The sequence below is a fragment of the Phytomonospora sp. NPDC050363 genome, from assembly GCF_040655735.1.
Taxonomy (GTDB): Bacteria; Actinomycetota; Actinomycetes; order Mycobacteriales; family Micromonosporaceae; genus Phytomonospora.
In genome coordinates, this window is sequence record NZ_JBFAKK010000014.1 from 139,929 (window position 1) to 165,375 (window position 25,447).

29 protein-coding genes and 1 tRNA gene are annotated in these 25,447 nt (G+C 71.2%); 17 read left to right on the forward strand and 13 right to left on the reverse strand.

Features of this window, described 5'->3' with window-relative positions:
* Window positions 1–34: 34 nt before the first annotated feature.
* Both AB0I28_RS31570 and AB0I28_RS31575 read left to right on the forward strand, forming a co-directional pair.
* A complete protein-coding gene (locus AB0I28_RS31570) occupies window positions 35–1,213 on the forward strand; it encodes a serine hydrolase domain-containing protein (protein ID WP_357499342.1) in 1,179 nt (392 codons plus the stop codon).
* Between the two features lie 405 nt (window positions 1,214–1,618).
* Complete coding sequence (locus AB0I28_RS31575; RefSeq protein ID WP_357499343.1) at window positions 1,619–1,864, forward strand: hypothetical protein; 246 nt, start codon at window positions 1,619–1,621, stop codon at window positions 1,862–1,864.
* A gap of 375 nt (window positions 1,865–2,239) precedes the next feature.
* On the opposite strand, the gene AB0I28_RS31580 is transcribed toward AB0I28_RS31575, so the two are convergent.
* The 3 genes from AB0I28_RS31580 to AB0I28_RS31590 all read right to left on the reverse strand — a co-directional run bounded on the left by AB0I28_RS31580 (window position 2,240) and on the right by AB0I28_RS31590 (window position 4,403).
* A tRNA-Leu gene (locus tag AB0I28_RS31580) sits at window positions 2,240–2,321 on the reverse strand.
* Between the two features lie 36 nt (window positions 2,322–2,357).
* A complete protein-coding gene (gene bcp / locus AB0I28_RS31585) occupies window positions 2,358–2,828 on the reverse strand; it encodes a thioredoxin-dependent thiol peroxidase (RefSeq protein ID WP_357499344.1) in 471 nt (156 codons plus the stop codon).
* Between the two features lie 60 nt (window positions 2,829–2,888).
* The gene (locus AB0I28_RS31590; protein ID WP_357499345.1) at window positions 2,889–4,403 is read right to left on the reverse strand and encodes a S1 family peptidase; all 1,515 of its coding nucleotides are present in this window, start codon (window positions 4,401–4,403) and stop codon (window positions 2,889–2,891) included.
* A gap of 309 nt (window positions 4,404–4,712) precedes the next feature.
* Between AB0I28_RS31590 and AB0I28_RS31595 the strand changes: the two genes are divergently transcribed.
* The 6 genes from AB0I28_RS31595 to AB0I28_RS31620 are packed head-to-tail and all read left to right on the forward strand — an operon-like array spanning window position 4,713 to window position 8,085.
* On the forward strand, window positions 4,713–5,420 hold the full coding sequence (locus AB0I28_RS31595) for an energy-coupling factor ABC transporter permease (RefSeq protein WP_357499346.1): 708 nt from the start codon (window positions 4,713–4,715) through the stop codon (window positions 5,418–5,420).
* Complete coding sequence (locus tag AB0I28_RS31600) at window positions 5,417–5,770, forward strand: PDGLE domain-containing protein (protein ID WP_357499347.1); 354 nt, start codon at window positions 5,417–5,419, stop codon at window positions 5,768–5,770. Before AB0I28_RS31595 ends, AB0I28_RS31600 begins: the two co-directional genes overlap by 4 nt.
* 3 nt (window positions 5,771–5,773) lie before the next feature.
* Window positions 5,774–6,535, forward strand: coding sequence for a cobalt ECF transporter T component CbiQ (gene cbiQ / locus AB0I28_RS31605; RefSeq protein WP_357499348.1), 762 nt, complete (start codon window positions 5,774–5,776; stop codon window positions 6,533–6,535).
* Entirely contained in the window at window positions 6,532–7,272 is a 741-nt protein-coding gene (locus AB0I28_RS31610; RefSeq protein ID WP_357499349.1) for an ABC transporter ATP-binding protein, read from the forward strand. The genes cbiQ and AB0I28_RS31610 overlap by 4 nt, the downstream gene beginning before the upstream one ends.
* 27 nt (window positions 7,273–7,299) lie before the next feature.
* Window positions 7,300–7,614 (forward strand): trypco2 family protein, encoded by a 315-nt coding sequence (locus AB0I28_RS31615; protein WP_357499350.1) that lies wholly within the window; start codon window positions 7,300–7,302, stop codon window positions 7,612–7,614.
* Between the two features lie 36 nt (window positions 7,615–7,650).
* Window positions 7,651–8,085, forward strand: coding sequence for a VOC family protein (locus tag AB0I28_RS31620; RefSeq protein WP_357499351.1), 435 nt, complete (start codon window positions 7,651–7,653; stop codon window positions 8,083–8,085).
* 3 nt (window positions 8,086–8,088) lie between these two features.
* Here AB0I28_RS31620 and AB0I28_RS31625 read toward each other — a convergent pair whose 3' ends face one another.
* From AB0I28_RS31625 to AB0I28_RS31645, 5 genes are all read right to left on the reverse strand, one after another.
* On the reverse strand, window positions 8,089–8,418 hold the full coding sequence (locus tag AB0I28_RS31625) for an excalibur calcium-binding domain-containing protein (RefSeq protein WP_357499352.1): 330 nt from the start codon (window positions 8,416–8,418) through the stop codon (window positions 8,089–8,091).
* A gap of 107 nt (window positions 8,419–8,525) precedes the next feature.
* Complete coding sequence (locus AB0I28_RS31630; protein WP_357499353.1) at window positions 8,526–9,557, reverse strand: hypothetical protein; 1,032 nt, start codon at window positions 9,555–9,557, stop codon at window positions 8,526–8,528.
* A 50-nt stretch (window positions 9,558–9,607) separates the two neighbouring features.
* Entirely contained in the window at window positions 9,608–10,354 is a 747-nt protein-coding gene (locus AB0I28_RS31635; RefSeq protein ID WP_357499354.1) for a thioredoxin domain-containing protein, read from the reverse strand.
* Window positions 10,355–10,408: 54 nt separating this feature from the next.
* Window positions 10,409–10,918, reverse strand: a complete 510-nt coding sequence (locus AB0I28_RS31640; RefSeq protein WP_357499355.1) for a MauE/DoxX family redox-associated membrane protein — start codon at window positions 10,916–10,918, stop codon at window positions 10,409–10,411.
* A 36-nt stretch (window positions 10,919–10,954) separates the two neighbouring features.
* Window positions 10,955–11,533 (reverse strand): sigma-70 family RNA polymerase sigma factor, encoded by a 579-nt coding sequence (locus tag AB0I28_RS31645; RefSeq protein ID WP_357499356.1) that lies wholly within the window; start codon window positions 11,531–11,533, stop codon window positions 10,955–10,957.
* A gap of 64 nt (window positions 11,534–11,597) precedes the next feature.
* Here AB0I28_RS31645 and AB0I28_RS31650 point away from each other — a divergent pair, with 64 nt between their 5' ends.
* From AB0I28_RS31650 to AB0I28_RS31660, 3 genes are read left to right on the forward strand one after another with little or no spacing between them, the layout of a single operon-like run.
* The gene (locus AB0I28_RS31650) at window positions 11,598–12,248 is read left to right on the forward strand and encodes a hypothetical protein (RefSeq protein ID WP_357499357.1); all 651 of its coding nucleotides are present in this window, start codon (window positions 11,598–11,600) and stop codon (window positions 12,246–12,248) included.
* A gap of 11 nt (window positions 12,249–12,259) precedes the next feature.
* Window positions 12,260–13,921 carry a copper resistance protein CopC gene (locus AB0I28_RS31655; RefSeq protein ID WP_357499358.1) on the forward strand — a complete coding sequence of 554 codons (1,662 nt, stop codon included), beginning with the start codon at window positions 12,260–12,262 and terminating at the stop codon, window positions 13,919–13,921.
* A gap of 41 nt (window positions 13,922–13,962) precedes the next feature.
* Complete coding sequence (locus tag AB0I28_RS31660) at window positions 13,963–14,706, forward strand: YcnI family protein (protein WP_357499359.1); 744 nt, start codon at window positions 13,963–13,965, stop codon at window positions 14,704–14,706.
* 64 nt (window positions 14,707–14,770) lie between these two features.
* Here AB0I28_RS31660 and AB0I28_RS31665 read toward each other — a convergent pair whose 3' ends face one another.
* A complete protein-coding gene (locus AB0I28_RS31665) occupies window positions 14,771–15,163 on the reverse strand; it encodes a hypothetical protein (protein ID WP_357499360.1) in 393 nt (130 codons plus the stop codon).
* A 32-nt stretch (window positions 15,164–15,195) separates the two neighbouring features.
* Here AB0I28_RS31665 and AB0I28_RS31670 point away from each other — a divergent pair, with 32 nt between their 5' ends.
* Both AB0I28_RS31670 and AB0I28_RS31675 read left to right on the forward strand, forming a co-directional pair.
* The gene (locus AB0I28_RS31670; protein WP_357499361.1) at window positions 15,196–16,122 is read left to right on the forward strand and encodes a diacylglycerol kinase family protein; all 927 of its coding nucleotides are present in this window, start codon (window positions 15,196–15,198) and stop codon (window positions 16,120–16,122) included.
* 302 nt (window positions 16,123–16,424) lie between these two features.
* Window positions 16,425–16,682, forward strand: a complete 258-nt coding sequence (locus tag AB0I28_RS31675; RefSeq protein WP_357499362.1) for a WhiB family transcriptional regulator — start codon at window positions 16,425–16,427, stop codon at window positions 16,680–16,682.
* Between the two features lie 2,640 nt (window positions 16,683–19,322).
* Here the strand turns inward: AB0I28_RS31675 and AB0I28_RS31680 are convergent.
* Window positions 19,323–19,715: an anti-sigma regulatory factor gene (locus AB0I28_RS31680; RefSeq protein WP_357499363.1), complete on the reverse strand. Its 393-nt coding sequence runs from the start codon at window positions 19,713–19,715 to the stop codon at window positions 19,323–19,325.
* A gap of 99 nt (window positions 19,716–19,814) precedes the next feature.
* Window positions 19,815–20,228, reverse strand: coding sequence for a superoxide dismutase, Ni (gene sodN, locus AB0I28_RS31685; protein ID WP_357499422.1), 414 nt, complete (start codon window positions 20,226–20,228; stop codon window positions 19,815–19,817).
* Between the two features lie 191 nt (window positions 20,229–20,419).
* On the opposite strand from sodN, the gene AB0I28_RS31690 reads away from it, so the two are divergent.
* Entirely contained in the window at window positions 20,420–21,514 is a 1,095-nt protein-coding gene (locus tag AB0I28_RS31690) for an NADP-dependent malic enzyme (protein ID WP_357499364.1), read from the forward strand.
* Between the two features lie 34 nt (window positions 21,515–21,548).
* On the opposite strand, the gene AB0I28_RS31695 is transcribed toward AB0I28_RS31690, so the two are convergent.
* A complete protein-coding gene (locus AB0I28_RS31695; RefSeq protein WP_357499365.1) occupies window positions 21,549–22,157 on the reverse strand; it encodes a hypothetical protein in 609 nt (202 codons plus the stop codon).
* A 105-nt stretch (window positions 22,158–22,262) separates the two neighbouring features.
* Between AB0I28_RS31695 and AB0I28_RS31700 the strand changes: the two genes are divergently transcribed.
* Together AB0I28_RS31700 and AB0I28_RS31705 are read left to right on the forward strand one after the other, a co-directional pair.
* On the forward strand, window positions 22,263–22,517 hold the full coding sequence (locus AB0I28_RS31700) for a hypothetical protein (protein ID WP_357499366.1): 255 nt from the start codon (window positions 22,263–22,265) through the stop codon (window positions 22,515–22,517).
* A 28-nt stretch (window positions 22,518–22,545) separates the two neighbouring features.
* Window positions 22,546–23,508, forward strand: a complete 963-nt coding sequence (locus AB0I28_RS31705; RefSeq protein WP_357499367.1) for a zinc-binding dehydrogenase — start codon at window positions 22,546–22,548, stop codon at window positions 23,506–23,508.
* A gap of 246 nt (window positions 23,509–23,754) precedes the next feature.
* On the opposite strand, the gene AB0I28_RS31710 is transcribed toward AB0I28_RS31705, so the two are convergent.
* A complete protein-coding gene (locus tag AB0I28_RS31710) occupies window positions 23,755–24,246 on the reverse strand; it encodes a DUF5946 family protein (protein WP_357499368.1) in 492 nt (163 codons plus the stop codon).
* A 232-nt stretch (window positions 24,247–24,478) separates the two neighbouring features.
* Between AB0I28_RS31710 and AB0I28_RS31715 the strand changes: the two genes are divergently transcribed.
* On the forward strand, window positions 24,479–25,357 hold the full coding sequence (locus tag AB0I28_RS31715; RefSeq protein ID WP_357499369.1) for a helix-turn-helix domain-containing protein: 879 nt from the start codon (window positions 24,479–24,481) through the stop codon (window positions 25,355–25,357).
* Window positions 25,358–25,447 lie beyond the last annotated feature (90 nt).

Below are 25,447 nucleotides of genomic sequence, written 5' to 3' on the forward strand. Positions count from 1 at the left end.
AGGCGGCGAAACGTCGGCAACGGGAAGGAAACCCATGGACGCCCATCACGTCAACGGAACCGTCGCGGCCGGATTCGAGTCCGTCCGCGACGAGTTCGCCGCCTTCGTCGAGGAGACCGACGGACAGACCGGCTCGCAGCTCGCCGCCTGCCATCGCGGTCGCCTCGTCGTCGACCTGTGGGCCGGTGACGGGATCGACGGCGACACCCTCACCGGGCTCCACTCGGTCACCAAGGGAGCCACCGGCCTGGTGATGGCGCTGCTGCGGCAGGACGGTGTGATCGAGCTCGACCGGGCCGTCGCCGAGTCGTGGCCCGAGTTCGGGCACGCGGGGAAGTCCGCGATCACCGTCCGCGACGTCATGGCCCACCGCAGCGGCGTGATCGGCGTGCCGGGCGGTTTCACCGTCGAGGAACTCGTCGACGAGCGCCGCCTCGCCCAGCGCCTCGCGGAAGAGGCGCCGCTGTGGCGGCCCGGCACCGCCCACGGTTACGCCGGGTTCACCGTCGGCGCGATCCTGAACGAGGTGGTCCGCCGCGCGACCGGGCGCACGATCCAGGAGGTCTACGCCGAACGCGTGCGCGAGCCCTTCTCCCTCGACTTCCACCTCGGCCTGCCGCAGGAGCTGGAACCGCGCTACCGCGACATCCTGCCCTGGCTGGCCACGGACGAGCAGGAGGCTGCCTTCGCCGCGTACTCGCCCAACCCGGACGGGATCGCCGGGCTCGGATACAACCTCGGTTCGCGCGGATTCACCCCGCAGACCGTGATGACCTTCCCCAACGCGCGCATCGTCCGCGAGGCGGGACCCGCCTCCGCCGGGGCCGTCGGGTCGGCCCGGGGCATCGCGAAGCTCTACGCCGCCGCGATCGGCGAGGTCGACGGCCGTGCGCCGTTGCTGAGGCCCGAGACCCTCGACGAGTTCACCATGGTCCACTCCACCGGTCCCAACCTCGTGACCGGGGAGGGCTCGCAGTTCGCCCTCGGCTTCGAGGCCAAGGGATTGATGCACCCCTTCCTGAGCGCCCGCGCCTTCGGCCACACCGGCTCCGCCGGAGCCGACGGCATCGCCGACCCCCAGTACGGCGTCACGATCGGGTACACGCGGCGGCGGGCGGCTTTCGCCTTCGACGCACCCGAGCGGGCGCGGTTCGCGGCGGCGGTGGTGGGGGCGGCGAGGAGGGTCGAGGAGCGGCTGCTCGCGGTCGGGTGACCACCTGACCCGGTGACCTGCGACCGTTCACCCGGCCGCAGGTACGCGCAGCTCCGGCAGGCATTCGTCGGACCGGCCGAACCGGACGAGAAGACGCACCCGCAAGGACGCGGCGAGCCGCGTGAGAACGGGGAAGGGCGGCAAGGGTCCGCCGCGCGCACCGTTCCCGCCACCACCTTCGCCCCCTCCAGCCCTTGCGGCCGCGCCCGGCGAGCGACGAGCATGGGACACCGTCCACTTCGGAGGCGCCCGCATGAACCTCGAAGGCCTGCGACCCCACCAGATCCACCAGATCGGCACCCACCTCGCCGCAGCCGCCGCCATCGCCCGCGGACGGCTCACCGCCGAGATCGTCGACGGCCCGGGCGGACAACGCCGACTTCACGTCGGCGGGCCACGATCCGCGTGTTCGTCCACGCCAGCCCCAAGACGCGCCCCGGCGATTTCCTCTGGGAATGCCGCCGCGCGGTGAAGGAGGACACCGCCCACGCCGCCGTCCTGGCCGACCTGCGCGGGGACCCCGTGTTCCACGTCGTCAGCCGCGAGGCCCTGCTCGACGACGGCGGCGGCTTCACGCTGGAGGACGGGGAATGGGTCGACCGCTGGGAACTGCTCGGGGGACAAGGTGGCGCCGGCCCAGCGACCGGATGACCACGAACCCAGCGACCAAATGACCACCAACCTAGCGACCAGATGACCACCAACCTAGCGACCAGATGACCACCAACACCGGTTCACCAGGCACGATGCATCCGCCCCGCGCGTAGATCGCGGCTCCCCGAAGCACTCGTCGCCGAGGCTCTCGAAGCCGGCTGCGCCTCCGCCGTGTGAGCTCGTTGGCGATCAGTTCGCCCCTCGCGCGGGTGAGGCAGTGGCCTCATCACGAGCCGCTTTGCGCGTGCGCCTAGTGCCGGCAGGCAACCTGCTCCGGCCGGGCACCCCACCCCGCCACACCCACCCAGAGGGGGGTCTGGGGTGGAGACGAAGTCTCCCCCCAGCGCGGCGAAGCCGCACCATGGAGAGCAGTGCGCGAGGCGGGACTTGAACCCGCACGTCCGAGGACACTGGAACCTAAATCCAGCGCGTCTGCCAATTCCGCCACTCACGCGTGCGCGTGGAGCGGCGCCCCACGCGGTGGTTCATTCTAGTCGAGGCCAAGATCCCGGCGGAGTTTGGCGACGTGCCCGGTGGCGCGGACGTTGTACTGCGCCTGGCTGATGAGGCCTTCCTCGTCGATGACGAAGGTGGAGCGGATGACGCCCTGCACGACCTTGCCGTAGTTCTTCTTCTCCCCGAAGGCGCCGTAGGCGGTCAGCACGCTCTTGTCCTCGTCGGACAGGAGGGGGAAGGTGAGGCCGTCGCGTTCGACGAACTTGGCGAGCTTGTCGGGCGTGTTCGGGGAGATGCCGAGGACCTCGTATCCGGCGGCCTTGAGCGAGTCGAGGGAGTCGCGGAAGTCGCAGGCCTGCTTGGTGCAGCCGGGGGTCATGGCGTTGGGGTAGGCGTAGAGGATCACCTTGCGTCCTTTGAGGGACGACAGGCTCACGGTCTCGCCGGAGTCGGTGGGCAGGGTGAAGTCCGGGGCGGTGTCTCCCGGTTCAAGCCGTACGGTCACGAAAACGACCCTACCCGGCGGTGTTCGGCCGGGCAGGGCCGTGGTCGTGCGTTGTGCGTGTTACGCGGGCTTGGTCAGGCCGAGCGCGTAGGTGCCGGAGCCGCTGTAGGCGTGGACGCGGTACCGGTAGGTGCCGGCGGTGCCGTTGTAGCTGACGGTCTCCTGGTTACCGGGGCTGGTGGAGCTGGCCACGGTGGTCCAGGTGGAGCCGGACAGCTTCTGGAGGTACAGGTCGAAGTCGGTGCCGGAGGGGCCCGCGAGGCACGCGGAGTGGGTTCCGGAGGTCGACGACGTGTAGGAACCGCCGGTGGGCTGGTAGGCGTTGCCGTTGGAGGCGAGGCTGCCGGTGTAGTTGTTCGGGTGGCTGCCGCACTGCGGGCCGGGCCCGGGGCCGCTGGTGGTGGTCAGCGTGGTGCCGGAGGCCGAGACGGCCTCGCCGACCGGCTGGAAGTAGGTCGTGCCACCCGAGGAGCAGTTGCCGGATCCGCCGGAGGTCATGCCCTGCGCGCTGGCGCCGGAGATGAAGGAGCCGCCGGAGTCGCCGGGCTCGGCGCACACGTTGGTGCGCGTCACGCCGGAGACGGTGCCCTGCGGGTAGGTGACCGAGGTGTTGAGCTGCTGCACGGAACCGCAGTGGTAGCCGGTCGTCGAACCCGAACGGCAGATGGAGGAACCGACGGGCGCCACGTTGGCGTTGGCGACCTGCTGGCTGTGGCCCTGCACGCGCGGGGTGGCGGTCCAGCTGGAGGCGGCGTCGACGTAGGCGTAGTCGTTACCCGGGAAGGACGACACGATGAAGCTGCCGACGGCGCCGGTTCCGCTGGTGACCGAGGCGCCGGTGCTGCCGCAGTGGCCGGCGGTGACGAAGCCCGCTCCGCGGCTGGGGTGCGTCACGGAGAAACCGACCGAGCAGCGCGAGGAGCCACCGATGTAGTACGCGGTTCCGCCGACGATGTCGGCGTAGGGCCGCGGGCTGGCGGTGGTCGTCTCGACGCGCACGACGTCGGCGGGAACGCCCTTGCCGAGCGCCCAGGCGCGGGCCTTGGCGGCCGTGCCGGGCTTGGCGAGCAGCACGACGGTGTTGGTGGTGACGTCGACGTGCCAGCCGGTGACGCCCTTCGGGGCGCCCTTGGCCGCGTCGAGGGTCTTCTGGAAGCCGGTGAGCTGCTTGGCGTTGTAACCGACGAGCGTCGGGATGTAGCCGTAGGCCGTCACCTCGCCCATGCGGGCGGTGTCGGTGACCGCGACGTAGACCTCGTTGACGCCGGAGCCGATCCACAGGCCGCCGAAGGCCTTGTCGAGGGTGAGGGCGACCGACGGCTGGTCGCGCATGGCGATGCTCTCGGTGGCCAGCCGGTCGTAGACCTGCTCGGCGTTGAAGCCGAAGTGGTCGCCGAGGGCGTCCACCATTTCAGGGGAGACGGTCTCGACGAGCTCGGCGCGGATCGCGTCGCGGGTGGACGTCGCGCCGTCATCGGCCGATGCGCTCTGGGAGAACGTGGCCAGCGCGGTGGCACCGATTAAGAGGGAGGCGCCCGCGGCGATCAGCCGGTGCGCTCGTAAGTGGTGTCGCATCTGAGGAGTCCTGCTTTCTGGGGGTGGTGAGAGATCACAGGAGGGTTTCCGGGTGTGTCCGGATCGAGCAACATGCTATCGGTGGGAGTCCTTTTTGCGGCAGTTGCCACGAGACAGTGAACCCCGCCCCGCGCTGTCGCCTCGCCGACATGGACACCCGGCGACGGTGGATCAACCAGGCGCGGTCGGATGAGGCGGAACGGTGCACGCTACGCGTTGGGGAGCGGTACTGTCGGCCTTCTTGCCAAATATTTGCAACAACCGGGCATCCGTCATAGGCTCTCGTCGCCCCCGCACGGAAGGACCCCCATGGACACGCTGGCGATGCACATATCGAACGGCATCGTCGACCCCGCGACCTCCGCCGTCTTCGCCGCGATCGCCCTGGCCGGGATGATCGCGTGCGTGCTGCGGGGCCGACGGGACCTCGACGACCGCCTCGCGCCGATGGCCGGCCTCGTGGCCGCGTTCATCTTCGCCGTCCAGATGCTCAACTTCCCCGTCCTGCCGGGCGTCAGCGGCCACCTCCTCGGCGGCGCGCTCGCCGCGATGCTGGTCGGCCCGTGGGTCGGCGCTCTGTGCGTGGCGATCGTGCTGATCGTGCAGGCCCTGGTCTTCGCCGACGGCGGTGTCTCGGCCATCGGCCTCAACATCACCAACATGGCGCTGATCGGCACCTTCCTGACCTACGGCGTCCTGGCGCTGCTGCTGAAGGTCCTGCCGAAGACCGCGACGGGCGTGGCGATCACCGGCTTCGCCGCCGCCGTCGTCAGCGTCGTCGCCGGCAGCCTCGGCTTCGTCCTCCAGTACGCCATCGGCGGTGAGGTCGACGGCGTGTCGCTCGGCGCCGCCGCCGGCGCGATGGTCGGCGTGCACGCCCTGATCGGCGTCGGCGAGGGCGTCATCACCGCCGTGACGGTCCTGGCCGTGGCCAAGGTCCGCCCCGACCTGGTCTACGCGCTGCACGGCCGCCGGATCACCAGCCCCAGCGCGACCACTGTGGAGAGTGCGGCGTGACCAAGCCCCGGGTGAAACTGTTCGCGTTCCTCATCGGCGGCCTGCTGGTCGCGTTCGTACTGGCCGGCGTGGTCAGCAACTTCGCCTCCGCCGACCCCGACGGCCTCGACTCGGTCAGCCGCGAGGGCTGCACCTTCAACGCCGAGGACGAGATCACCGGCGGCGAGTGCATGGCGCAGGCCGCCGCCGAGCACGAGGTCGGCGGACCCCTGGCCGACTACGGCATCAAGGGCCTCGACAACGAGTTCGTCTCGACCGGCCTCTCCGGCGTCCTCGGCGTCGTGATCACCTTCGCGATCGGCGGCGGGCTGTTCTGGCTCGTGCGCCGGCGCGGCGCGACCAAGGCCTAGGCGGTGGGAGCCGGGCACGCCCACGTGCTGCACCTGGAACGCGACTCGCTCGTGCACCGGCTCCCGCCGCAGGTCAAGATCCTCGCCTCGGTGGCCTTCACGCTCCTGGTCGTGCTCACTCCGCGAGAGAGCATGTGGGCCTTCGCCGCCTACGCGGTGCTCCTCGCGGCCGTCGCGGCACTGGCACGGGTCGGTCCACTGTGGATCGCGCGGCGGACGCTGATCGAGGTGCCCTTCGTGGTCCTCGCGGTGCTGCTGCCCTTCCTCGGCGGCGGCGAGACCGTCACCTGGCTTGGCGTCGACCTGTCGGTCGAAGGGCTCTACGGGGCCTGGAACATCGCGGTGAAAGGCACCCTCGGGGTCGTCTCCTCGCTCCTGCTGGCCGCCACGACCCCCGTCAACGACCTCATCACCGGCCTTGAGCGGCTGCGCTGCCCGCAGATCATCACCCAGATCGCGGCCTTCATGCTCCGCTACCTCCAGGTGCTGTCCGACGAGGCCCGCCGCATGCGCGTCGCCCGCCTCTCCCGCGGCTACGAACCGCGCTTCTTCTGGCAGCTGCGAGCCTGGGCGACCGGCGCCGGTGCGCTGTTCCTGCGCGCCTTCGAACGCGGCGAGCGCGTGTACGTCGCGATGCTTTCGCGCGGCTACACCGGCACCTTCCCCCGCATCAAAGGGCGCCACGCCCGTCCCGGCGAGTGGCTGGCCGCGCTCGCTTTCGGCGCGGTGACCGGCGCGGTCACCCTCGCCGCGGTCCTGACATGATCGACTTCATGCCCGTCCTGTCGCTGCGCGATGTCCGCTACACCTATCCCGACGGCCGCCAGGCGCTGCACGGCGTCGACCTGACGGTCGGCGAGCGCGAACGGGTCGCGCTGCTGGGCCCCAACGGTGCCGGGAAGACCACGCTGGTGCTGCACCTCAACGGGATCCTCAGCGGCGAGGGGAGTGTGGAGGTCGGCGGTCTGCCGGTCGCCAAGGAGAACCTGACCGAGATCCGCCGCCGGGTCGGCGTGGTGTTCCAGGACCCCGACGACCAGCTCTTCATGCCGACGGTCGCCGAGGACGTCGCCTTCGGGCCGGCCAATCTCGGCCTGCGCGGGGCCGAACTCGACGCGCGCGTCGACGAGGCGCTGGCCGCCGTCGGGATGGCCGGTCACCGCGACCGCGCGCCCCACCACCTGTCGTTCGGGCAGCGGCGACGGGTCGCGGTGGCGACGGTGCTGGCGATGCGCCCGCAGATCCTGGTGATGGACGAGCCCTCCTCGAACCTCGACCCGGCGGCACGCCGCGAGCTCGCCGAGATCCTGCTCGGCCTCGACGTGACGCTGCTGATGGTCACCCACGACCTGCCCTACGCGCTCCAGCTGTGCGAGCGTGCGGTGATCCTCGACGAGGGCCGCATCCGCGCCGACGCGCCGACCGCCGAGCTGCTCGCCGACGAGGCGCTGCTGGCCGCGCACCGGCTGGAGCTGCCGTTCGGGTTCAGCGTCCGGGGCTGAGCTTTACCGGCCCGGCTACCCTCCATCATGGACAACAGCCCGACGCCGACGATCGCCGACGTGGTCGCCGAGATCCGCCGCCAGCTCCTGCTGGCGCAGAAGGCCGCCAAGCTCGAAGCCGACGAGAGCGGCCGGGTGCGCTTCGCGATCGCCGAGGCCGAGGCCGATCTGGGCCTGGAGGCGGTCGTGACCGACGGGAAGGTGCGCCTACGGGTGATCTCGGGCGCGGTCACCGGCGCCGAGACCGTCGAGGCCGCCCATCACCTGAAGATCCGCCTGGAGGCGCGCAGCAAGGCCGCGGGCCTGCTGGAAGTCTCCGACGACGGTGAGGACGACTACTGAAGTGACGACTCCGGGGCGCGCGTTTAGGGTGGCCTGATGGCAACCGTCAGGCAGCTCCAGATCACCTTCGACTGCGCCGAGCCCGAGCGGGTCGCCCGCTTCTGGTGCGAGGCCCTCGGGTACGTCGTCCCGCCGCCGCCGGAGGGCTTCGGCAGCTGGGAGGAGTACGACCGCTCGCTGCCGACGGAGAAGCGTGGCGCGTGGTTCGCCTGCTCGGATCCCACGGGCGCGGGTCCGCGGCTGTTCTTTCAGCGCGTTCCCGAAGGCAAGACGGCCAAGAACCGCGTGCATCTCGACGTGCGCGCCGGCACCGGCCTCGTCGGCGCGGAGCGCCTGGCGACCCTCCAGGCCGAGTGCGAGCGGCTCGTCGCGCTGGGCGCGGTCTGCGTGCGCGTACTGCTCGCCGACGAGGAGAACGAGTCGTGCATCGTGATGCAGGACGTCGAGGGCAACGAGTTCTGCCTCGATTAGCCCCTACTGCTCGCAGGCGACGCCGTTGCCGTCCTCGTCGTCGTACCAGTAGTACTCGGGGTCCTCGCCCATCCAGTAGTAGCCGTAGCCGGCCTCGTTGGCCGACGCGCAGTTGTCGAAGCGGGGGTCGGCGGGCCGGTCCTCGTGAGGGTGGGACGGGGTCCACTCGTCGGACTCGTCAGACGTCTCCGTCGGGGGCGCGGCGGCCTGGCCGCGTACGGCTCCGGCGTCGGCGAGCACGACGGCTCCCGCGACGCCCCACAGGCCGGCGATGGTGAGCAGGGCGGTCACGCCGAGCAGCGCGAGGGGACTCTTGGTTCGGTGCGTGCGCATGGCGGGGGACTCCATGTCGTGGGGGATACGACCGTCACCCAACGTAACCGAAACTCGCGCCATCGGCCGCTGACCAGGCTGTCCGTCGGATCACCCGACCCGAACGGTCAGTGCGCCTGGCCGGTCCGCCTGGCCCGGACGAGCGCGCCGACGGCGAGGCCGGCGCCCAGGCCGAGCGTGGCGACGACCATCGCGCGGGCGAGGTCGCCCGACCACGGGGTGGGGGTGACCGCGAAGCCGAACGACGTCACGCGCGAGAAGCCCGAGAACAGCGCGATGCACACCCCGGCGACGCCGAGGGCGAGGTCGGCGGCGGGCTTGCGCATGGCCGCGTAGACCGCCGCGCCCAGTCCGACGAGGGCGCCGATGAGCGGCCACAGTTCGGAGGTGACGAGCAGCGTCAGCCACGACACCTCCAGGTCCTGCGAGGTCACTGCCCGCCCGACGGCATCGGCCAGCGCGGCCGAGCCGGCGATCCCCGCAGCGCCCGCCAGGATCCAGCGCGACACCGCCGCCGGGATCTGCGCGGCGATCGCGACGGCCGCGACGGCGACCCCCGCGAGCAGCGTGAAGGCGCCCCAGGTGCCGGCCGAGGGCGGCGCGAGCCATTCGAGGGTGCCGGTGACGGTGTAGTTCGTCACGCCCACACGCAGCGGGATCGCCCAGTCGAAGATCTTCTGGTCGACGGGGTCGCTGACGACCTGCGTCGGCGGCGCCTCGTTCATCCAGTGCGCGCGGTGGTCGAACCAGCGCACGCGGGGCTCGTCGGTCGCCTTCTGCCAGTACGGGGCCTGCGCGGGCGAGGCGTAGTCGGGCGGGGCGGTCGACCCCGAGGCCGTCTCGTTGAGGTAGGCCGCGGGGGAGAACACGTTGACGTAGACGCCGTCGGGCCGCACCTGAAGGTAGGGCTCACCGTCGTAGCCGAGGACCTCCACCGACAGCGGTCCGCCGTTGTAGAGCTCAAGACGGCTGGCCGCCTCGACCGGGCGGATCTCCACGCCCGTCAGCTCCGCGGGCACGGCGTTCACCGAGACCCGGAAGTCGGAGTCGTCGACCCCGTCGGCGCCGTGCGCGTACGCCGTACCCGGAGTTACCAGGACAATGAGGACAAGGAAAAGCCCGGCGAGGGCGGCCCCCATTCCATGCCGCCGTCTCGCCGGGCTCACGTTCTACCGCTCTCCAGTTCCGCCTATGAAGCGCTCGCGCTCGGGTCGACGCCGCCCACACCGGCGGCGTTGATGGCCGCGTCGAGCGCGGTCCCGAAGTCCTTCAATTCCACCGGTTCGCCGTTGATCTTCACATACGGGGTCCCCGACAGTCCGTCCTCGGAGGCCACCTCGGTGCCCTTGTCCACCCACGCGGCGTAGGTCTGCGCGTTCACGCAGCTCGCGAAGGTGTCACCCAGCCCGACCCCCTTGCCGACGTCGACGAGCTCGCCGTTGCTCAGACCCGGGGTCTGCTCGGCGGGCTGCGCGGCGAACAGCGCGGTGGAGAACTCGCCGAACTTCCCCTCGTTGGCCGCGCACACCGACGCCGCCCCCGCCCGGGTGGAGTAGTCGGTTCCCTGCGACATCCGGTTGAGGATCGCCACCGGGTGCGTGATCAGCGTGATCTGCCCCGCCAGCGCCGCCTGCTGTAGCGGTTCGGCGTACTGCTCCTCGAAGGCCTTGCAGGAGGGGCACATGAAGTCGACGTAGAGGTCGACCGCGACCGGCCCCTCGCCGGACTCGAACCCGTAGTTGACCGTCGCCGCCGTCGGTTCGTTCACCGTGGAGCTCTTGTTCCCCTGATAGATGCCGTAGCCGATGGCGCCGCCGACGATCACGACCGCCGCGGCGACGCCCACCGCGATGAGCGTGCGCTTCTTGCGCTGCTCGGCGGCGAGTTGTGCGCGGACGACCTGCGCGGCCTGCCGCTGCCTTTGTGCTTTACCCATGAATCTTCCTGTCCTGTCGCGTGCACACCACGTTGACGACCGGTGGGGTACCGGTCATTCGCCGCGGATCCAACGGTCGACGGAGAGGGGTGTACGCGGCCGGAGCACCAGTATCGCCGAGGCCAGAAGGAGACCGACATCCCGGAGGATCTCCCAGAAATAGTTCGGGCTCTGACCGGCGGCCAGCTCCCCGCCGTTGCCGAAGCAACCGCAGTCGATGCTCATGCCGCGCGCCCACGCCGAGGCGATGCCGATGATGAAGGCCACCTGGAGCAGCCCCGAGACCGCCGCGGCGTAGCGGGTGAACAGTCCGGCCAGCAGCAGCAGGCCGACCAGGATCTCCAGCGGCGGCAGACCGTAGCCCACCGCCGAGGCCAGTCCGGCCGGCAGCAGCTTGTACGCCTGCACCGCCCGTACCGACTCGGTCAGGTCGGGCAGCTTCAGCGCACCGGCGATGATCCACACCCCCGCCAGCACCAGCCTGCACACCACGCCGACCCACGGAACGGCTCGCCGCCACGCCGGTTCTTTCCCGCGCAGCGTCGGAGCCTCGGTCTCGGTCATCACCACTTAGTCGCTCCCCCACGCATCGAAGTTCCCCTACGACGGGCGCGGATCGGCCCCCTCGTGAGCCGGGGACGCCATCAGGGTCTCCACCAGCTCGGCCCGCGCCCGCGCCACCCGGGACCGGATCGTGCCGACCGGCACCCCCTCCACGGTGGCCGCCTCAGCGTAGGGCAGACCCAGCACTTGAGTGAGGATGAAGGCGGCGCGTCGCTCGTCGGGCAACCGCGACAGCAGATCCAGCACGGTCACCGCGCCCGCCGGATCCGGCTCGCTCGCCGAACGCTCGGCCTGCCCGATGATCTGCGCGGTGAGCCTGCGGCGGCGCACCACCGAGCGGAGATGGTCGGCGCACACGCGGCGCGCGATGCCCAACAGCCATGTCCGGGCCGTGCTGCGCGCCTCGAAGGACGGCAGCGCGCGAAAGGCCCGCAGGAAGGTCTCCTGGGTCAGGTCGTCGGCGCTGCCCCGGTCGATCAGCGACGCGCACAACCGCCACACGTCGCGCTGCGTGGCGCGCACGAACGCCGCCTGCGCGACAGGGTCCCCGTCCTGCGCGGCCAGGGCCCACGACGTGGCCTCGTCGCGCTCGGCGGGGGAAGGTGGCGGGGTCACGTTCACAGAGAGTACGGGTTCGAGCCCGGGAACTAAATACGAGTGCGCCTCGACTAATGCGTACGTGGACTGTGACACCGCGCGCATCGCGCTATCGGCGATCCTGGACGGCGAGCCCCCGATCGCCTCCGGCGAAGCGCACCAGGAGGCCCTGACCGCCGTTCAGGCGCACCTGCGCTCCTGCGCGGGCTGCGCGACCTGGCACCAGGAGGCCGTGCGCCTGCGCGACCTGACCCTGGAAACGGCCGCCGACGCGCCCGACCTCACCGCGCGCGTCCTGTCGGCCGTGCGCGACGACAACGCCTCCCGCGACGTCTACGCCGAGTCGCTCCAGGCCGGGCGCCGCCGCATTCTGCGCGTCGCGGTCGCCGTCGCCGCGGTCGTCCAGCTCGCCCTGGCCGTCCCCGCGCTGCTGACCGCCGCCGGCCTCACCGACTTCGTGGCCGTGCACACCAGCCGCGAGATGGCCTCCTTCGACATCGCCGTCGCCGTCGGCTTCCTCCTCGCCGCCGTCCGCCCCGAACGCGCCAAGGCCTTCGTGCCCGTCGCGGTCGTCCTCGCCGCGTGCCTGCTGTTCAGCAGCTCGCTCGACGTCGCGCAGGGCATGACGGTCATGGCCGACGAGACCGGCCACATGGTCGCCTGCGTGCAGGCCGGACTCCTGTGGCTGCTCGGCCGCACAGGCGTTCGCTCGCCACGCCCGGTCACGGCGTGAGAACCTGCCCCATGGTTTCCGGAACATCCCGCCGCGTCCTGTTCTTCGCGCTCGTCACGGTCCTGGCCGGACTGTCCGCGGCGCTGTTCGCCGCACCCGCCTACGCCCACGCCACCGTCGTGTCCACGACGCCGCAGGCCAACGCCACCGTCGACACGCAGCCCGTCGAGGTCACCGTCGTCTTCAGCGAGCCCGTCAGCCCCGTCGACAGCCAGACGTGGATCGTCGCCCCCGACGGCTCGCGCGCCAACAGCGGCGAGGCCGTCGTCCGCGGAAGCACCCTCGCCTACCCCCTGCGCGAAGGCCTGCCCAACGGGACCTACCTGGTCGGATACCGCGTCATCTCCGCCGACGGCCACCCCATCCCCGGCGGCTTCACGTTCTCCATCGGCCAGCCCTCGGCCTCGCCCCCCTCGGCCGCGTCGCTCACCGGCCCCGCCGTCGACGGAACCGTCGAGATCCTCGTCGAGGTCAACCGCGGACTGGCCATCGCCGGACTCGCCCTCGCGCTCGGCCCGACCCTGCTGCTCATGACGCGCTGGCCCGCCCCGCGCAAAGGCGTCCTGCGCCTCACCGCCACCGGCCTGAGCACCGTCGCGCTCACCGCCGTGGTCGGCCTCTACCTCCAGGCGCCCTACACGACCGGCTCGAAACTCTTCGCCGTCAGCGGCGAGGACGTCGCCGCCGTCGTCGACAGCCGCTACGGCACCGCCATGCTCCTGCGCCTGTTCACCGTCCTGGCCGGACTGCCGCTGCTCATGCTCTCCCTGCGCCGGGGCGCCAAGAAGAGCGACCGCTGGCTCCTGGCCGTCCTCGCCCTGGCCATGGTCACCAGCTGGCCCCTCGCCGGACACGCCACCACCTCGCCCGCGCCGCCCCTGACGATCCTCACCGACACCGTCCACGTCGGCGCCGGCGCGATCTGGCTCGGCGGCCTGGTCACCCTCATCGCCTACCTCCTGCGCCCCTCACTCGCCGACGAGGCCGCCGAGTTCATGCCCCACTGGTCGAAGTGGGCGATGCGGCTGGTCATCGCGCTCGCCGTGGCCGGTGTCGCCCAAGCGCTCATCGAGATCGGCGAACCGGCCGCCCTGTTCGGCACCACCTACGGCAAACTCGTCGTCACCAAGGCCGTGCTGTTCGCGCTGCTGGTCGGCGCCGCCGCGATCGCCCGCAACGTCCTGCGCAAACGGCGGGCCGACGAGGCCCTCACCGGGCGCGAGATCGGTCTGCTGCGGCGCTCGATCGGCCTCGAAATCGTCATCGCCGTCGCCGTCATCTGCGTCACGGCCGTGCTGGTGCAGACCACTCCCGCGCGCGTCGCCTACGCCGACGAGAAGCGCACCGAGGCGCAGCCGTTCTCACAGCGGTTGTCGTCGAACTACTTCCAGCTCCAGGTCGAGGTCACCCCCGGCGAGGTGGGCGCCAACAGCGTCCACCTCTACGCCTTCGGCCCCGACGGCGCCGCGATCGACCCCCTGGAATGGAAGGCGACCGTCGCGCTTCCGTCGGCGAACCTGCCGCCGGTCGCGCTCGAACTGCTCGAACTCGGGCCCAACCACGTCACCGGCGAGATCACGCTGCCGTCGGCGGGGGACTGGCTCTTCAGCTTCACCCTGCGGGTCTCCAAGCTCGACCAGGCGACCGTCACGCAGTCCGTGCCCATCCGTTAGGCGGGGCGACACCCCAACGAGAAGAAAAGGATGACCTCGACATGAGTGAAACGCTGCGGACCAGGCGCGGCTTGCGGCGCCTGGCGGTCGTCGCCGGGATCGCCGCCTTCGGCGCCGTCGCCATGGCGGGCCCCGCCTCGGCGCACGTCACCATCAACCCCGGTGAGGCCGAGGCCGGCTCCTACGCCCGCCTCGACCTGCGCATCCCCAACGAGAGCGAGGCGGCCAGCACCGTCAAGATCGAGCTGACCCTCCCCGCCGACCACCCCTTCGCGTCGGTGCGGACCAACCCGATCGACGGCTGGAAGGTCGAGACGAAGAAGGCGACCCTCGCCACCCCCCTCGAAGTCCACGGCCGCCAGATCACCGAGGCCGTCAGCACCGTGACCTGGACCGCCGACAGCCCCGAGGACGGCGTCCAGCCCGGACAGTTCGTGGAGTTCGGGCTCTCGCTCGGACCGGTGCCCGACGTGGCCGGCACCACGTTGGTCTTCAAGGCGATCCAGACCTACTCCGACGACACCGAGGCCGCCTGGATCGAGGACCCGCCCGCCGCGGGCGGCGCCGAGCCGGAGAAGCCCGCGCCGACGCTGAAGGTCGTCGCCGCCACCGGCGGCGGTCACGGCAGCGGCACCGCCGCGACCGATGACGACGCCGACGACGCCGCCGACCACGACGACGACGCGGAGTCGGGCGCGGCCCTGTGGGTCGCCATCGGCGCCGGTGTCGTGGCCCTCGCCGGCCTCGGCGTGGCCATCGCGGCGCTCAGGAAGCGCTCGGCGTAACGCGGGGAACGGCGAACGCGGGGCCGTCGGAGACATCTCCGACGGCCCCGCGGCCGTTCGAGCGCTATTCGACGCCGAGGACGTTGCGGACCGGGCCGGACACCAGGACCAGGCAGGTGACCAGGCCGAGCAGCATCACCGGACCGCCCCACCACCACAGGCCGGCCTTGATCATGAAATAGCCGATCGGCAGCAGCATCAGCTGAAGGAAGATCGTGGCGTTGCGCGCCCACGACTGCCGCTTGGCCATCGCGGAGGCGAACACGGCGAGCATCGCCGCCAGCACGATGGCGACGACCCCCTCGGTCACGCCCGCCCCGAAGGACAGGGCCTGGCCGTCCGACGTCGCGGCGATCGCGAAGGAGCCGAGCGTCACGAGCCCGGCGGCCTCGAGAACGAGGGCGACGAGAACTACTTTGAGGGTGATGGGCAGCACGGGCCGAGGCGAACCAGTCACGACCGCAAGGCTAGCCGCAGTACAGTCCGCCCATGCGCGCCGTCCTCGTCGTGAACCCCAAAGCGACCACTACCACCGATCGTGGGCGAGATGTCCTCGTCCGCGCGCTGCGCAGTGAGGTGGATCTGGTCGTCGAGTACACCAGGCGGCGAGGGCATGCCGCTGAGATCGCCACCAGGGCGGCGGGGGAGCGCGTGGACGTCGTGGTAACCCTCGGCGGGGACGGGACCGTCAACGAGGTCGTCAACGGGTTGCTCGCGGGTGGGCGGACGGCCGACGAGGCGCCGGCGCTCGCCGTCGTGCCGGGCGGATCGACGAATGTCTTCGCCCGGGCACTGGGACTTCCGCGCGACTGGGCCGAAGGCACCGGAGTGATCCTGGAAGCCTTGCGAGACAAGCGTTACCGACGGATCGGACTAGGCACTGCGGATGGCCGTTTCTTCACTTTCTGTGCGGGACTGGGCTTGGACGCGGCGGTGATCCGCAGAGTTGAGCGGGCTCGTGTCAAGGGAAGTACGGCGACGCCCGGCTTGTATCTCAAGTCGCTGTTCGCCCAGTTCCTGGTCGGATCCGACCGGAGTCATCCGATGGTCACGCTAGAGCGCGAGGGCGAGTCGGGGAAAACGAATCTGGCGATGGCGATCGTGCAGAACACCGCGCCGTGGACATATATCGGTGGGCGCGCGGTGAACCCGAATCCGAAGGCGTCGTTCGACTCCGGACTCGATGTCATGGGGCTGCACGCTCTGACAACGCCCGCCACTGTGCGTACCGCCGGACAACTGCTTTTCGGTGGTGATGGACCTCACGGCAAGCAAGTCGTCACCCTCCATGATCTGGGGGAGTTCACATTGAAGAGTGAGCGGCCACAGCCGTTTCAGTTGGACGGTGACTACGTGGGGGAGCGCGAGTCGGTGAAGTTCCGGTCGATTCCCGGGGCGTTGAAAGTTTTGACGTGATGTTGCCGAAAAGGCCGACATTGGGTCGTCGGAAGTACTAGGTTTGTAAGAGGCCGCAGTACAGGCAAGTGGAACGGCCTTGTGAAGCTTGGGCAAAAACGGACAAAAGCCCCGTGAGGTTGCTCACGTAGCCCAAGTTTCCTGGAGTTTCCCCCTTGACATCGCGCGAGTTCGTGAAAGCATTCACAAGGTCGCTGGTACGAGGCCGCGCATGTATGCGTCGCGCAAGATAGCCACGTACGCGCATAGACGTTTGAGTTCGTTCGCAAGATCACTTATTTAGATCAAGGAGAGTTGCACTCATGGACTGGCGCCACCACGCCATCTGCCGGGACGAGGACCCGGAGCTGTTCTTCCCGATCGGCACCACGGGTCCCGCCCTGCTTCAGGTTGAGCAGGCCAAGACGGTCTGCCGGCGCTGCCCGGTCACCGAAGAGTGCCTCAAGTGGGCTCTTTCGAGTGGCCAGGACGCCGGTGTGTGGGGCGGAATGAGTGAGGACGAACGCCGCGCGCTTAAGCGTCGCGGTGGAGTTCGGACCCTTTCCGCCGAGGCTGTTTAGCGGCACAGGTTAATTTCCAGCTATCCCCCCATCCTGTTCCCCGGGATGGGGGGATAGCTGCGTTTGGGGGACGGTGGAGGGCGCGGTGGCGCGGTGGCGCGGTGGCGCGGTGGGGGCGTGGCGCGTGCGGATGGGAGGGCGCAGGCGGGCGGTGGTGACGAGAGGAGGGCTGCGGGGGGTGGCGTGGGACATGGGCTGGGACATGGCGTGGGACGTGGTGTGGGACGTGCGGGATGGTGCGGCGGGGAGCGCGGGGAGCGCGGGGAGCGCGGGGAGCGCGGGGAGCGCGGGGAGCGCGGGGAGCGCGGGGAGCGCGGGGACGGCGTGCAGGTGGGCGTCGGTGGCACCGGTAGGGCCGCTGATGGCGGACGTCGGGCTGGCACCGGCACCGGCGGCATCTGCGCGGGGATGAGTGGCGGTGCGGGGCTGACCGGCCTGGGCTGACCGGAACGGGGCTGGGTACCGGCAGGGTCGCGGGATGGCCGACGTAGGGCCGGTACTGGCACCGGCGGCGGGTACACGGGATGGCGTCGCGGCTTGGCGTCGCGGGGTGTGGGGGCGCGGGATTGGTTGGCACTGCTGACTTCGGCGGTCGCTGTGCAGGGATGGCGCCGGGCGGTGCGGCAGGTGTGTGACCAGCGCATCGTGCCGCTTCGGGCGACCGAGGGCTGCCGCCTACAGCTTCGAGGTGAGCTACTTCTGCGGCTGCTATCGCATCGTGGCGTGACCCGCGCTGCGCACGACAGCGCGATATCCACGGTTAGACGGGTCACGGGTTAGGGGTCACGGGTTAGGGGTCACGGGTTAGGGGTCACGGGTCACGGGTCACGGGTTAGGGGTCACGAGTCACGGGTCACGAGTCAGGGGTCCCTGGGTATGGGACACGGGGTGCTGCGGTGGCTCGCGGGGTGGTGAGCCGCCTTTGTGGCTGCTGGTGTGGCGCAGTGATGGAGACGAGGCGGAATGCCTTGTGCCACAAAGCCTGCATCGCCGACCGCTACCGGCCGCGCGCCCGCCTGCCGCGCCCGCGTCGCCGCTCCTGCTCGGGGCCGGTGAATGGTCGCGGGCCTGCGCCTTCACCCTCGGCGGCGCCGAGGTGATCACCAAGATCGGCGAGCACGGTGAGGACTTCGCCAAGGACGCCGAAACGGCTGCGCGGCAAGCCCCTCCTGCGTCTGGGCTGCGCTGCGTTAAGCGAGGACGCGTCCCTCACAGCGGCGATAGTGCGGCGGCAGCGGGGGCGTGAGTCCTGTCGATGCGGGTCCGGCCGCGTTCGGCTTGCCGCGTCCGCGCGCCCTCCGCGCGTTCGCGGTGCGTGGGGCGATGGTCGTGGGCCGTGCGCTCACCGGCGCCGGGTCCGATGCCGGTGAGAACCCGTGTGGGGCGCGGCGTGGCGGTGCCGAGCTGCGGTGACATTCCCCGCCGGGTCGAGTTGCCGGTGACGCGAGGGGATGTGCGGCCGGCGCCGAGGCGGGATTCCTGGACGCGGTAGTGCGGAGAGCCGCCGCGACCTCCCGCGCCCCCTCCCGCGCACCCCTCTCGCCCCCTCCACCTCCCCGCCCACGCCCCCTGCGCCTGCTCCCGCGCCCCCTCCCGCCGCCACGCCTCCCACGCACCCCTCCCGCCCCCTCCACCTCCCCGCCCACACCCCCTGCGCCCCCTCCCGCGCCCCCGCCGCCACGCCCCCCGCCCATACCCCCTGCGCCCCCTCCCGCGCACCCTCCCCTCCCGCACCCTCCTCCCCTCCCGCACGACGGCCGTCGCGGCGTCGATGGGACCTCAGCTGCTGCTCGCGAGGCCTGCGTGCGGCCAGCGGCGTGCGGCCCGCGAGCGCGAACTCACCTGCGCCTGAACCGAGGGCCTCGCGGTGCGCCGCCCGCGTCCGACGCCGAATCGGGATCCTTGGCGCGGCAGAAATACCGCGAACCAGCAGCCCTGGCGGCGCGCACTGCTCAGTAAAGCCGCAGGTGGCAGGGGTCGCACAGTGCGGCTGAACTCCCCGGAACGGGTGAGGTCCGAAGACGAGTCGCCGTGAATCGGTCAGTGCGGCGGCCGGTGTGCGACACCGAGCGGGCGGTTCCAGCGCCCTCCTCCGCACGGGGCACCCCGGCCGCATCACCGGAACGCTGAGGCCCCGGGCGGGATTCTTGGCCGTTTCGGTCCCCGGAGGCGGCACCGGCAACGCGCGGTCTGCGGGGGTTCCCGGGACTGTCCGCCGATACCCACCGGGCCGGCTTCACTGGAACGCTGAGATCCGGTGCGGGGATTCTGGCCGCTCAACCCCTCCGGAAGCGGAACCGCCCGCGCGAACCACAGGGTCTCGCGGAGCTGTCGGCCGGTCCATGTCGCGCTGGTTTCACCCGAACGCTGAGACGCCGCCCGGGTTTTGTAGCCGCTCAGGTCCTCCGAGGTCGGCACCGGTCGCGGGTCGCGAGGTCTCGCGGGACCTGCCGGCGGGCGCCTCTCGTGCCGATCTCATCGAAACGCTGAGACCGAGTGTGGGGTTGAGGCCCTCCGGGCGTGGCTCCGGCAACGCTGCTCGCGGGTTCCCGCGAGGCTGTCGGCTGCCGCCTGTTCGGCCGGGTTCCCCTGAATGCCGAGGTCGAGCTACGAGCCCCGAACGCCGCCCTCAAAACCGCCCTAGTCCATCCCCCCGCTGCGGTTCTTCACCAGCGTGATCGTGGTCGACGTCTCCGACTCCTGCGCCGAGACCGTCCCCGTCAGTGCGTTCAGCACTCGCCACGGAATCGTGTCGCCCCCCAGGAGGCGTCCGATCCCCGGCACGGAGACCGACACGGTCACGTCGTCGTCGGTCACGTCGAAGCGGCAGGTCATCTCGTCGCCCGCCGTCGACTTGCCTCCGCTGCCCGCGATGAGCATGGCGGCGGCCTCGTCGACGGCGATGCGCAGGTCCTCGATCTCCCCGAGGGTGAAGCGGAGGCGGGTGGCCAGGCCGGCGGCGGCGGTCCGCAGGACGGCGAGATAGGCGGGGTCGACGGGCACTTGCACCTCGATGACCTCTGCGTCGTCCATGTTCCTCCCCGTGTCGTCCCCGTCATGGTACGAAATCGCCCGCAGTCGCGGCGTGGCAAGCCGACGGCTGCGGGCGAGGGATGACTTCGGGGCCGGCGATCAGGCCTGCTTGGTCTCCCAGAAGATCTTGGCGATCTCATCGATCTTCGCCAGCAGCTTGTCGGCGACCTCGGGGTCGGCGGAGCCCTTGGCACCGGAGGCGCCGGCGAGCTTGGTCGCCTCGTTCACGAGCGCGTGCAGCTGCGGGTACTTCTCGAAGTGCGGCGGCTTGAAGTAGTCCGTCCACAGTACCCACAGGTGGTGCTTGACGAGCTCGGAGCGCTGCTCCTTGATGATGAGCGCCCGGGTACGGAACTCCGGGTCCTCATTGGCCTGGTACTTCTCGCAGATGGCCTTGACCGACTCGGCCTCGATACGGGCCTGGGCCGGGTCGTACACGCCGCACGGGAGGTCACAGTGTGCCTCGGCGACGATGTGCGGCGTGATCTTACTGATCAGGCTGCTTAGACGCATCAGATCCTCCAGCTGTAGATGATCGTCCAGGCCGACCTTACCGGCGGTCCTTACAGTCATCGCCAGCACCCAGGAAATGGGACGCACCCGGCCGCCTATGGGCTCGGCGCGCCGGTTGGGGTTAGTGTCGTCGGGTGGCAAATCCGCAGCATGACGCTATCTTCGCGGCCCATCGTGGCGGCAAACTCGAGATGTCCTCCCGTGTGCCACTGTCCACAAAGGAGGATCTTTCCATCGCGTACACACCCGGCGTCGCCGAGGTGTGCCGCGCGATCGCGGCCGACGAGGCGCTGGCCGCCGAGTACACCTGGACCTCGAACCTCGTCGCCGTGGTCACCGACGGGACGGCCGTGCTGGGCCTCGGTGACATCGGCCCGAAGGCATCCCTCCCCGTGATGGAGGGCAAGGCCGCCCTCTTCCGCGCCTTCGCCGGCGTGAACTCCGTGCCGATCTGTCTCGACACCACCGACCCCGACGAGATCGTCGAGACGGTCACCCGCCTCGCGCCCTCCTTCGGCGGCATCAACCTCGAGGACATCTCGGCCCCCCGCTGCTTCGAGATCGAGCGGCGGCTCGAATCCACTCTCGACATCCCCGTCTTCCACGACGACCAGCACGGCACCGCCATCGTGACCCTGGCCGCGCTGCGCAACGCCGCCCGCGTCACCGACCGCAAGCTCGGCGACCTGCGCGTGGTCGTCATGGGCGCCGGCGCCGCCGGTGTGGCGATCTCCCGCGCGCTGCGCGCGGCCGGGGTCGGCGACATCGTGGTCTGCGACTCGCGCGGCATCATCCACAGTGGACGCCAGGGTCTCAACTCCGTCAAGGAGGAGCTGGCGACCTTCACCAACCCGTCGGGCCTGCGCGGCGACATCGCCACGGCCCTGCGCGGCGCCCAGGTGCTCATCGGAGTCTCCGGCGGCAGCATCGAGGAGTCGGCCCTGTCGGGCATGGCCGCCGACGCGATCATCTTCGCCCTGGCCAACCCGACCCCCGAGGTCGCGCCCGAGGTGGCCCACAAGTACGCCTCGATCGTCGCGACCGGCCGCAGCGACCACCCCAACCAGATCAACAACGTCCTGGCCTTCCCCGGCATCTTCCGGGGCGCCCTCGACGCGCGCGCCACGCACATCACCGAGGCGATGAAGCTCGCCGCGGCCGACGCCATCGCCGACGCCGTCGGCGATGACCTGGCGCCCGGCAAGATCGTGCCGAGCCCGCTCGACCCGAAGGTCGCCACGGCCGTCGCCCACGCGGTCAAGACCGCCTGGGAGCAGCGGAAGTAGAGCCGGGTGGCGGGGGCGCGCGAGCGCCCCCGCCTCAGGCCCGGCGTATCGCCGCGGCGTACTCGTCGAGGGTGTCGGCGCCGCCCCATGGTTCGGGCAGCTCCCACGGTTCGGCGTAGGGGCCGTGCATCACGGTGTCCCTGCTGCCCTGGAACCACAGCCCGTCGATCTGCGCCGACCAGCGGTCGCCGCGGGCGTTGAGCGCGGCGATGACGCGCAGGCCGGTGGCCAGCGGCAGGAGCTCGGCGACGTCCACGCCCGGACCGGTCGGCAGCACGATCGTCACCGCCGCGGAGGCCTCGCCGTCGAGGGTGTCGGCGACGTTGACGGTCATCACCACCGTGTCGTCGTACCCGCTCTCTCTGGCGGTGCTGCGTTCGGCGTCCGAGGGGGCGCGCACGTCGGTGACCGCCCCCTCGACGATCAGGTCGCCGCTCTCGCGGGCGGCCGACGGCGAGGCGGTCGGTTCGTAGTCGAAGGCGATGCCCCTGCCGACCTTGGCGGTGAAGGCCGCCGCCGACTCCGCCTCGATGGCGAGGGGCAGCGGGGTGGGCTCGGCGGCCGCCGAGTCTCCGATGGGCTGCCTGGCGCAGCCGCTCAAGACCACCGCCGCCACCAGTGCACCGGCGAACACTCTGCGCATCGGACCTCCCCTTTCGTCATTGACGCCACTTGGACCCCGGCGGGGCCGGTTCGGTTCCCCTCGGCCCACAGTGGACCGGATGGGTCCCGGTGCGAAGATGAGCGCGTGATCGTACGCATGTGGGAGGTCCAGGCCCACCCCGAAAGCCTGGCCGACGTCCTGTCCTGGGTGTGCGAGCGCGCCGTGCCCGCCGTCGCCGACGACCCGAACCTGGTCGGCACCGAGGTCTTCAGCTCCCTCGACAACCGGATCGTGGTCATCACCCGCTGGCGCCGCGACCCGCGCGAACTGGAGGAGCCGCCCGGCTACCTGGTCACCCGCAAACCGCACTCGTGGGATTTCTCTCCCGTCGAGCTCTGAAATCGCTTTCGACCGGTATGGTCCGGGCATGTTCGCCGCCTACGCCGCCACCGTGAACGCCGAGGATCCGCTGTCCGCGCTGCGGGTGGGCGAGCTGCCCGACCCGGCCGTGCCCGAGGACTGGGCGACGGTGCGGGTCACCGCGAGTTCCCTCAACCACCACGACCTCTGGTCGCTCAAGGGGGTCGGCCTGCCGCGTGAGCGGACGCCGATGGTGCTCGGCTGCGACGGTGTGGGCGTCGACGAGAACGGCGACGAGGTCGTCGTGCACGCCGTCATCGCCGACTCCGACCTGCCCGACGAGACCCTCGACCCCAAGCGCACCCTGCTCTCCGAGCTGCATCCGGGGACCTTCGCCGACAAGGTCTCGGTGCCCCGGCGCAACCTCCTGCCGGTGCCGCAGGGGTGGACGGCCGCCCACGCGGCGTGCCTGCCTACGGCCTGGCTGACCGCCTTCCGCATGCTCACCACCCGCGGGCGCCTGCCCGACGGGGGTTCGGTGCTGGTGCAGGGCGCCGGCGGCGGCGTGTCGACGGCGGCGGTGCTGCTGGCCAAGGCCATGGGCGCTCGCGTGCACGTGACCAGCCGCGACGGTGCCAAGCGCGAGCGCGTCACCGAACTCGGCGCCGAGGCCTACGAGCCTGGTGCGCGCCTTCCCGAGCGGGTCGACGTGGTCATCGAGACCGTCGGCGCGGCGACCTTCGAGCACTCCGTCAAGTGCGCCAAGCCCGGCGGGCGGATCGTGGTCTCCGGCGCGACGGCCGGGCACGAGGCGGTCGTGGACCTGCGGCGGGTGTTCTTCCTCCAGCTGGAGGTCGTCGGCTCGACGATGGGCACGCGCCAGGAGCTGGCCGCGCTGCTCGACCTGTGCGGCCGGATCGACGTGCGACCGGTCGTGGACAGCACCTTCGCGCTGGCCGACGCCGCCGAGGCCTTCGCGCGGCTGGCCGAGGGCGACGTGTTCGGCAAGATCGTCCTCGAACACGGCTGAACCTCCCTGCGAACGGAAACAAGCGAACCCGGACCCACCCTCAGGTCGTGTCCGGGTGATCACTGCGGGGCTGCGGCGGACTCGCCTCGCACCCACAAGACCACCAGGACACCCCCTAGGCCACGCAGAACTCCCTGCTCTCGGGGTCCTGCGACAGCACGGCGCAGTACCCCGCCTTGACCGATCTCTCCACCGTCATGTCCACAGCGTGACGGACAGGTCTGACAATTCCGGCGGCCCGCCGCCCTAGGACCCCAGCGCCTCGGCGTTCCACGCGCGGATCGTGGCGTGCTCGTCCTCCCAGGTGGCCCACACCGCGCGGCCCCATTCCCACACCAGTCGCGTGTGCTCGGCGGCGTCGCGGGCCGCCGCCACGTCGGCGACCGTCGGCAGGCCGGTCAGATCGGGCGCGGCGAGCGCGTGGAAGTCCGGCCGGCGGGCGACCATCCGCTTGTGCAGGGCCGCGCCGTCGCGCGGGTCGGCGCCGTCCTCGACGAACAGGCACAGCGTCATCAGGCACAGCGCGACCGAGGCGATCTCGCGGCGGTTCGACGACAGCGGGTGCTGGGCGATGTGGGCGTCGACGACGATCTGGTGGACCGGCCGGTGGTCGGGCAGCCCGTACGAGCGCGCGAGGACCGTTCCGTAGACCTCCCAGCAGCCCGCCGAGGCGTTGCGTCCGGGCGCGGGAGGGCCGCTCGACTCGGCGGTGACCAGGCCGCATCCGGGGCAGATCACCGGATCGCCGCCGAGGCCGAATCGCGCGCCGGCAGGAGCCGCAGGGGCGGCAGCCCGCCCACGCGGCCGAAGCACAACGCTGTGACGCTCATCACGCTCGCCCTCCATGTCGTCCCCGTTTCCGGGCGAATCCGCTGGCCGCCGCACCGGCACACCGAACGTAGTCCCTCCAGTCGCCGGAAGGTCAACGACCGACTCGGCGCGTCCACCGTCGGGCGGGCATCGTGGACCCATGCTGCGGTTTCGATTCTCGATGGCCGACCTCGGCCGCGTGGTCGTCTCGGACGCGCCGGCCATCGAGGTCGCCGCCTCCCTCGACGCGCTCGGCGACGCACCCCGCTCGGTGTTCATGGAGCGGTGGCGAACCCACGCGCTGCCGCGCATCCCGCCCTCGGCCCGCCGCGTCGTGTCCGTCCTGCGCGCCCTCCCGCGCACACCGCCCGAGATCCTCACCGACGGCTGCGCCCTGCCCACCGAGGGACCCCTCTGGACGGCGCTCCACGCCTACCGCGACGCCTGCCTCGGCGACGTCTGGCAACGCGTCCAGGCCGAGAAGACGCGGGCCGTCGCCACCGTCACCGGCGCACTCATCGCCCACGGTGTCCTGGCCGCCCTCGGCTCGCTCGGCCCGAGCGTCCGCTGGCGCGGCGACCACCTCGAAGCCGACCACCCCAAGGACGCCGACATCGACCTCGCCGGACGCGGCCTGCGACTGGTCCCCTCGGTGTTCTGGCAGACCCCGCAGTACACCGAGCACGGCATCGACCGCCCCACCCTCACCTTCCCCGTCGGCGCCGCACCCGGCCGCGCGGACACCGTCGCCGACCCGCTGGTCACGCTCCTCGGCCGCACCCGCGCCGACGTCCTGCGCGCCACCGTCACCGGCGCCGGAACCGGCGAGATCGCCCGCCGCATCGGCGTCAGCGCCGCCTCGGTCTCCGAACACGCCACCGCCCTGCGCCAGGCCGGCCTCCTGCACACCGCCCGCACCGGACGCGAGGTCAGGCACTCCCCGACACCCCTCGGCCGCCGCCTGATCACCCCCGGCTCGATCGCCCCCGTTTCGGCCCTGGCCGAAAAGCTCGCCACGGAGGCGGCCGGAACCGCATGATCGAGCCGGTTGCCGGAGTCGACGGGCGGGTCGGCTCCGGCATTCGAATCGGGGGACGGCGCCCGCGACAACGTGCGCCGTACGATTCTT

Excerpts from the sequence above, each read along its gene's own strand:
- AB0I28_RS31570 (WP_357499342.1), top strand. The coding sequence starts at position 35 with ATGGACGCCCATCACGTCAACGGAACCGTCGCGGCCGGATTCGAGTCC.
- AB0I28_RS31590 (WP_357499345.1), bottom strand. The coding sequence starts at position 4,403 with ATGCGACACCACTTACGAGCGCACCGGCTGATCGCCGCGGGCGCCTCC.
- AB0I28_RS31595 (WP_357499346.1), top strand. The coding sequence starts at position 4,713 with ATGGACACGCTGGCGATGCACATATCGAACGGCATCGTCGACCCCGCG.
- AB0I28_RS31610 (WP_357499349.1), top strand. The coding sequence starts at position 6,532 with ATGATCGACTTCATGCCCGTCCTGTCGCTGCGCGATGTCCGCTACACC.
- AB0I28_RS31615 (WP_357499350.1), top strand. The coding sequence starts at position 7,300 with ATGGACAACAGCCCGACGCCGACGATCGCCGACGTGGTCGCCGAGATC.
- AB0I28_RS31620 (WP_357499351.1), top strand. The coding sequence starts at position 7,651 with ATGGCAACCGTCAGGCAGCTCCAGATCACCTTCGACTGCGCCGAGCCC.
- AB0I28_RS31625 (WP_357499352.1), bottom strand. The coding sequence starts at position 8,418 with ATGCGCACGCACCGAACCAAGAGTCCCCTCGCGCTGCTCGGCGTGACC.
- AB0I28_RS31630 (WP_357499353.1), bottom strand. The coding sequence starts at position 9,557 with ATGGGGGCCGCCCTCGCCGGGCTTTTCCTTGTCCTCATTGTCCTGGTA.
- AB0I28_RS31635 (WP_357499354.1), bottom strand. The coding sequence starts at position 10,354 with ATGGGTAAAGCACAAAGGCAGCGGCAGGCCGCGCAGGTCGTCCGCGCA.
- AB0I28_RS31640 (WP_357499355.1), bottom strand. The coding sequence starts at position 10,918 with ATGACCGAGACCGAGGCTCCGACGCTGCGCGGGAAAGAACCGGCGTGG.
- AB0I28_RS31655 (WP_357499358.1), top strand. The coding sequence starts at position 12,260 with ATGGTTTCCGGAACATCCCGCCGCGTCCTGTTCTTCGCGCTCGTCACG.
- AB0I28_RS31660 (WP_357499359.1), top strand. The coding sequence starts at position 13,963 with ATGAGTGAAACGCTGCGGACCAGGCGCGGCTTGCGGCGCCTGGCGGTC.
- AB0I28_RS31670 (WP_357499361.1), top strand. The coding sequence starts at position 15,196 with ATGCGCGCCGTCCTCGTCGTGAACCCCAAAGCGACCACTACCACCGAT.
- AB0I28_RS31675 (WP_357499362.1), top strand. The coding sequence starts at position 16,425 with ATGGACTGGCGCCACCACGCCATCTGCCGGGACGAGGACCCGGAGCTG.
- AB0I28_RS31680 (WP_357499363.1), bottom strand. The coding sequence starts at position 19,715 with ATGGACGACGCAGAGGTCATCGAGGTGCAAGTGCCCGTCGACCCCGCC.
- sodN (WP_357499422.1), bottom strand. The coding sequence starts at position 20,228 with ATGCGTCTAAGCAGCCTGATCAGTAAGATCACGCCGCACATCGTCGCC.
- AB0I28_RS31690 (WP_357499364.1), top strand. The coding sequence starts at position 20,420 with ATGTCCTCCCGTGTGCCACTGTCCACAAAGGAGGATCTTTCCATCGCG.
- AB0I28_RS31695 (WP_357499365.1), bottom strand. The coding sequence starts at position 22,157 with ATGCGCAGAGTGTTCGCCGGTGCACTGGTGGCGGCGGTGGTCTTGAGC.
- AB0I28_RS31705 (WP_357499367.1), top strand. The coding sequence starts at position 22,546 with ATGTTCGCCGCCTACGCCGCCACCGTGAACGCCGAGGATCCGCTGTCC.
- AB0I28_RS31715 (WP_357499369.1), top strand. The coding sequence starts at position 24,479 with ATGCTGCGGTTTCGATTCTCGATGGCCGACCTCGGCCGCGTGGTCGTC.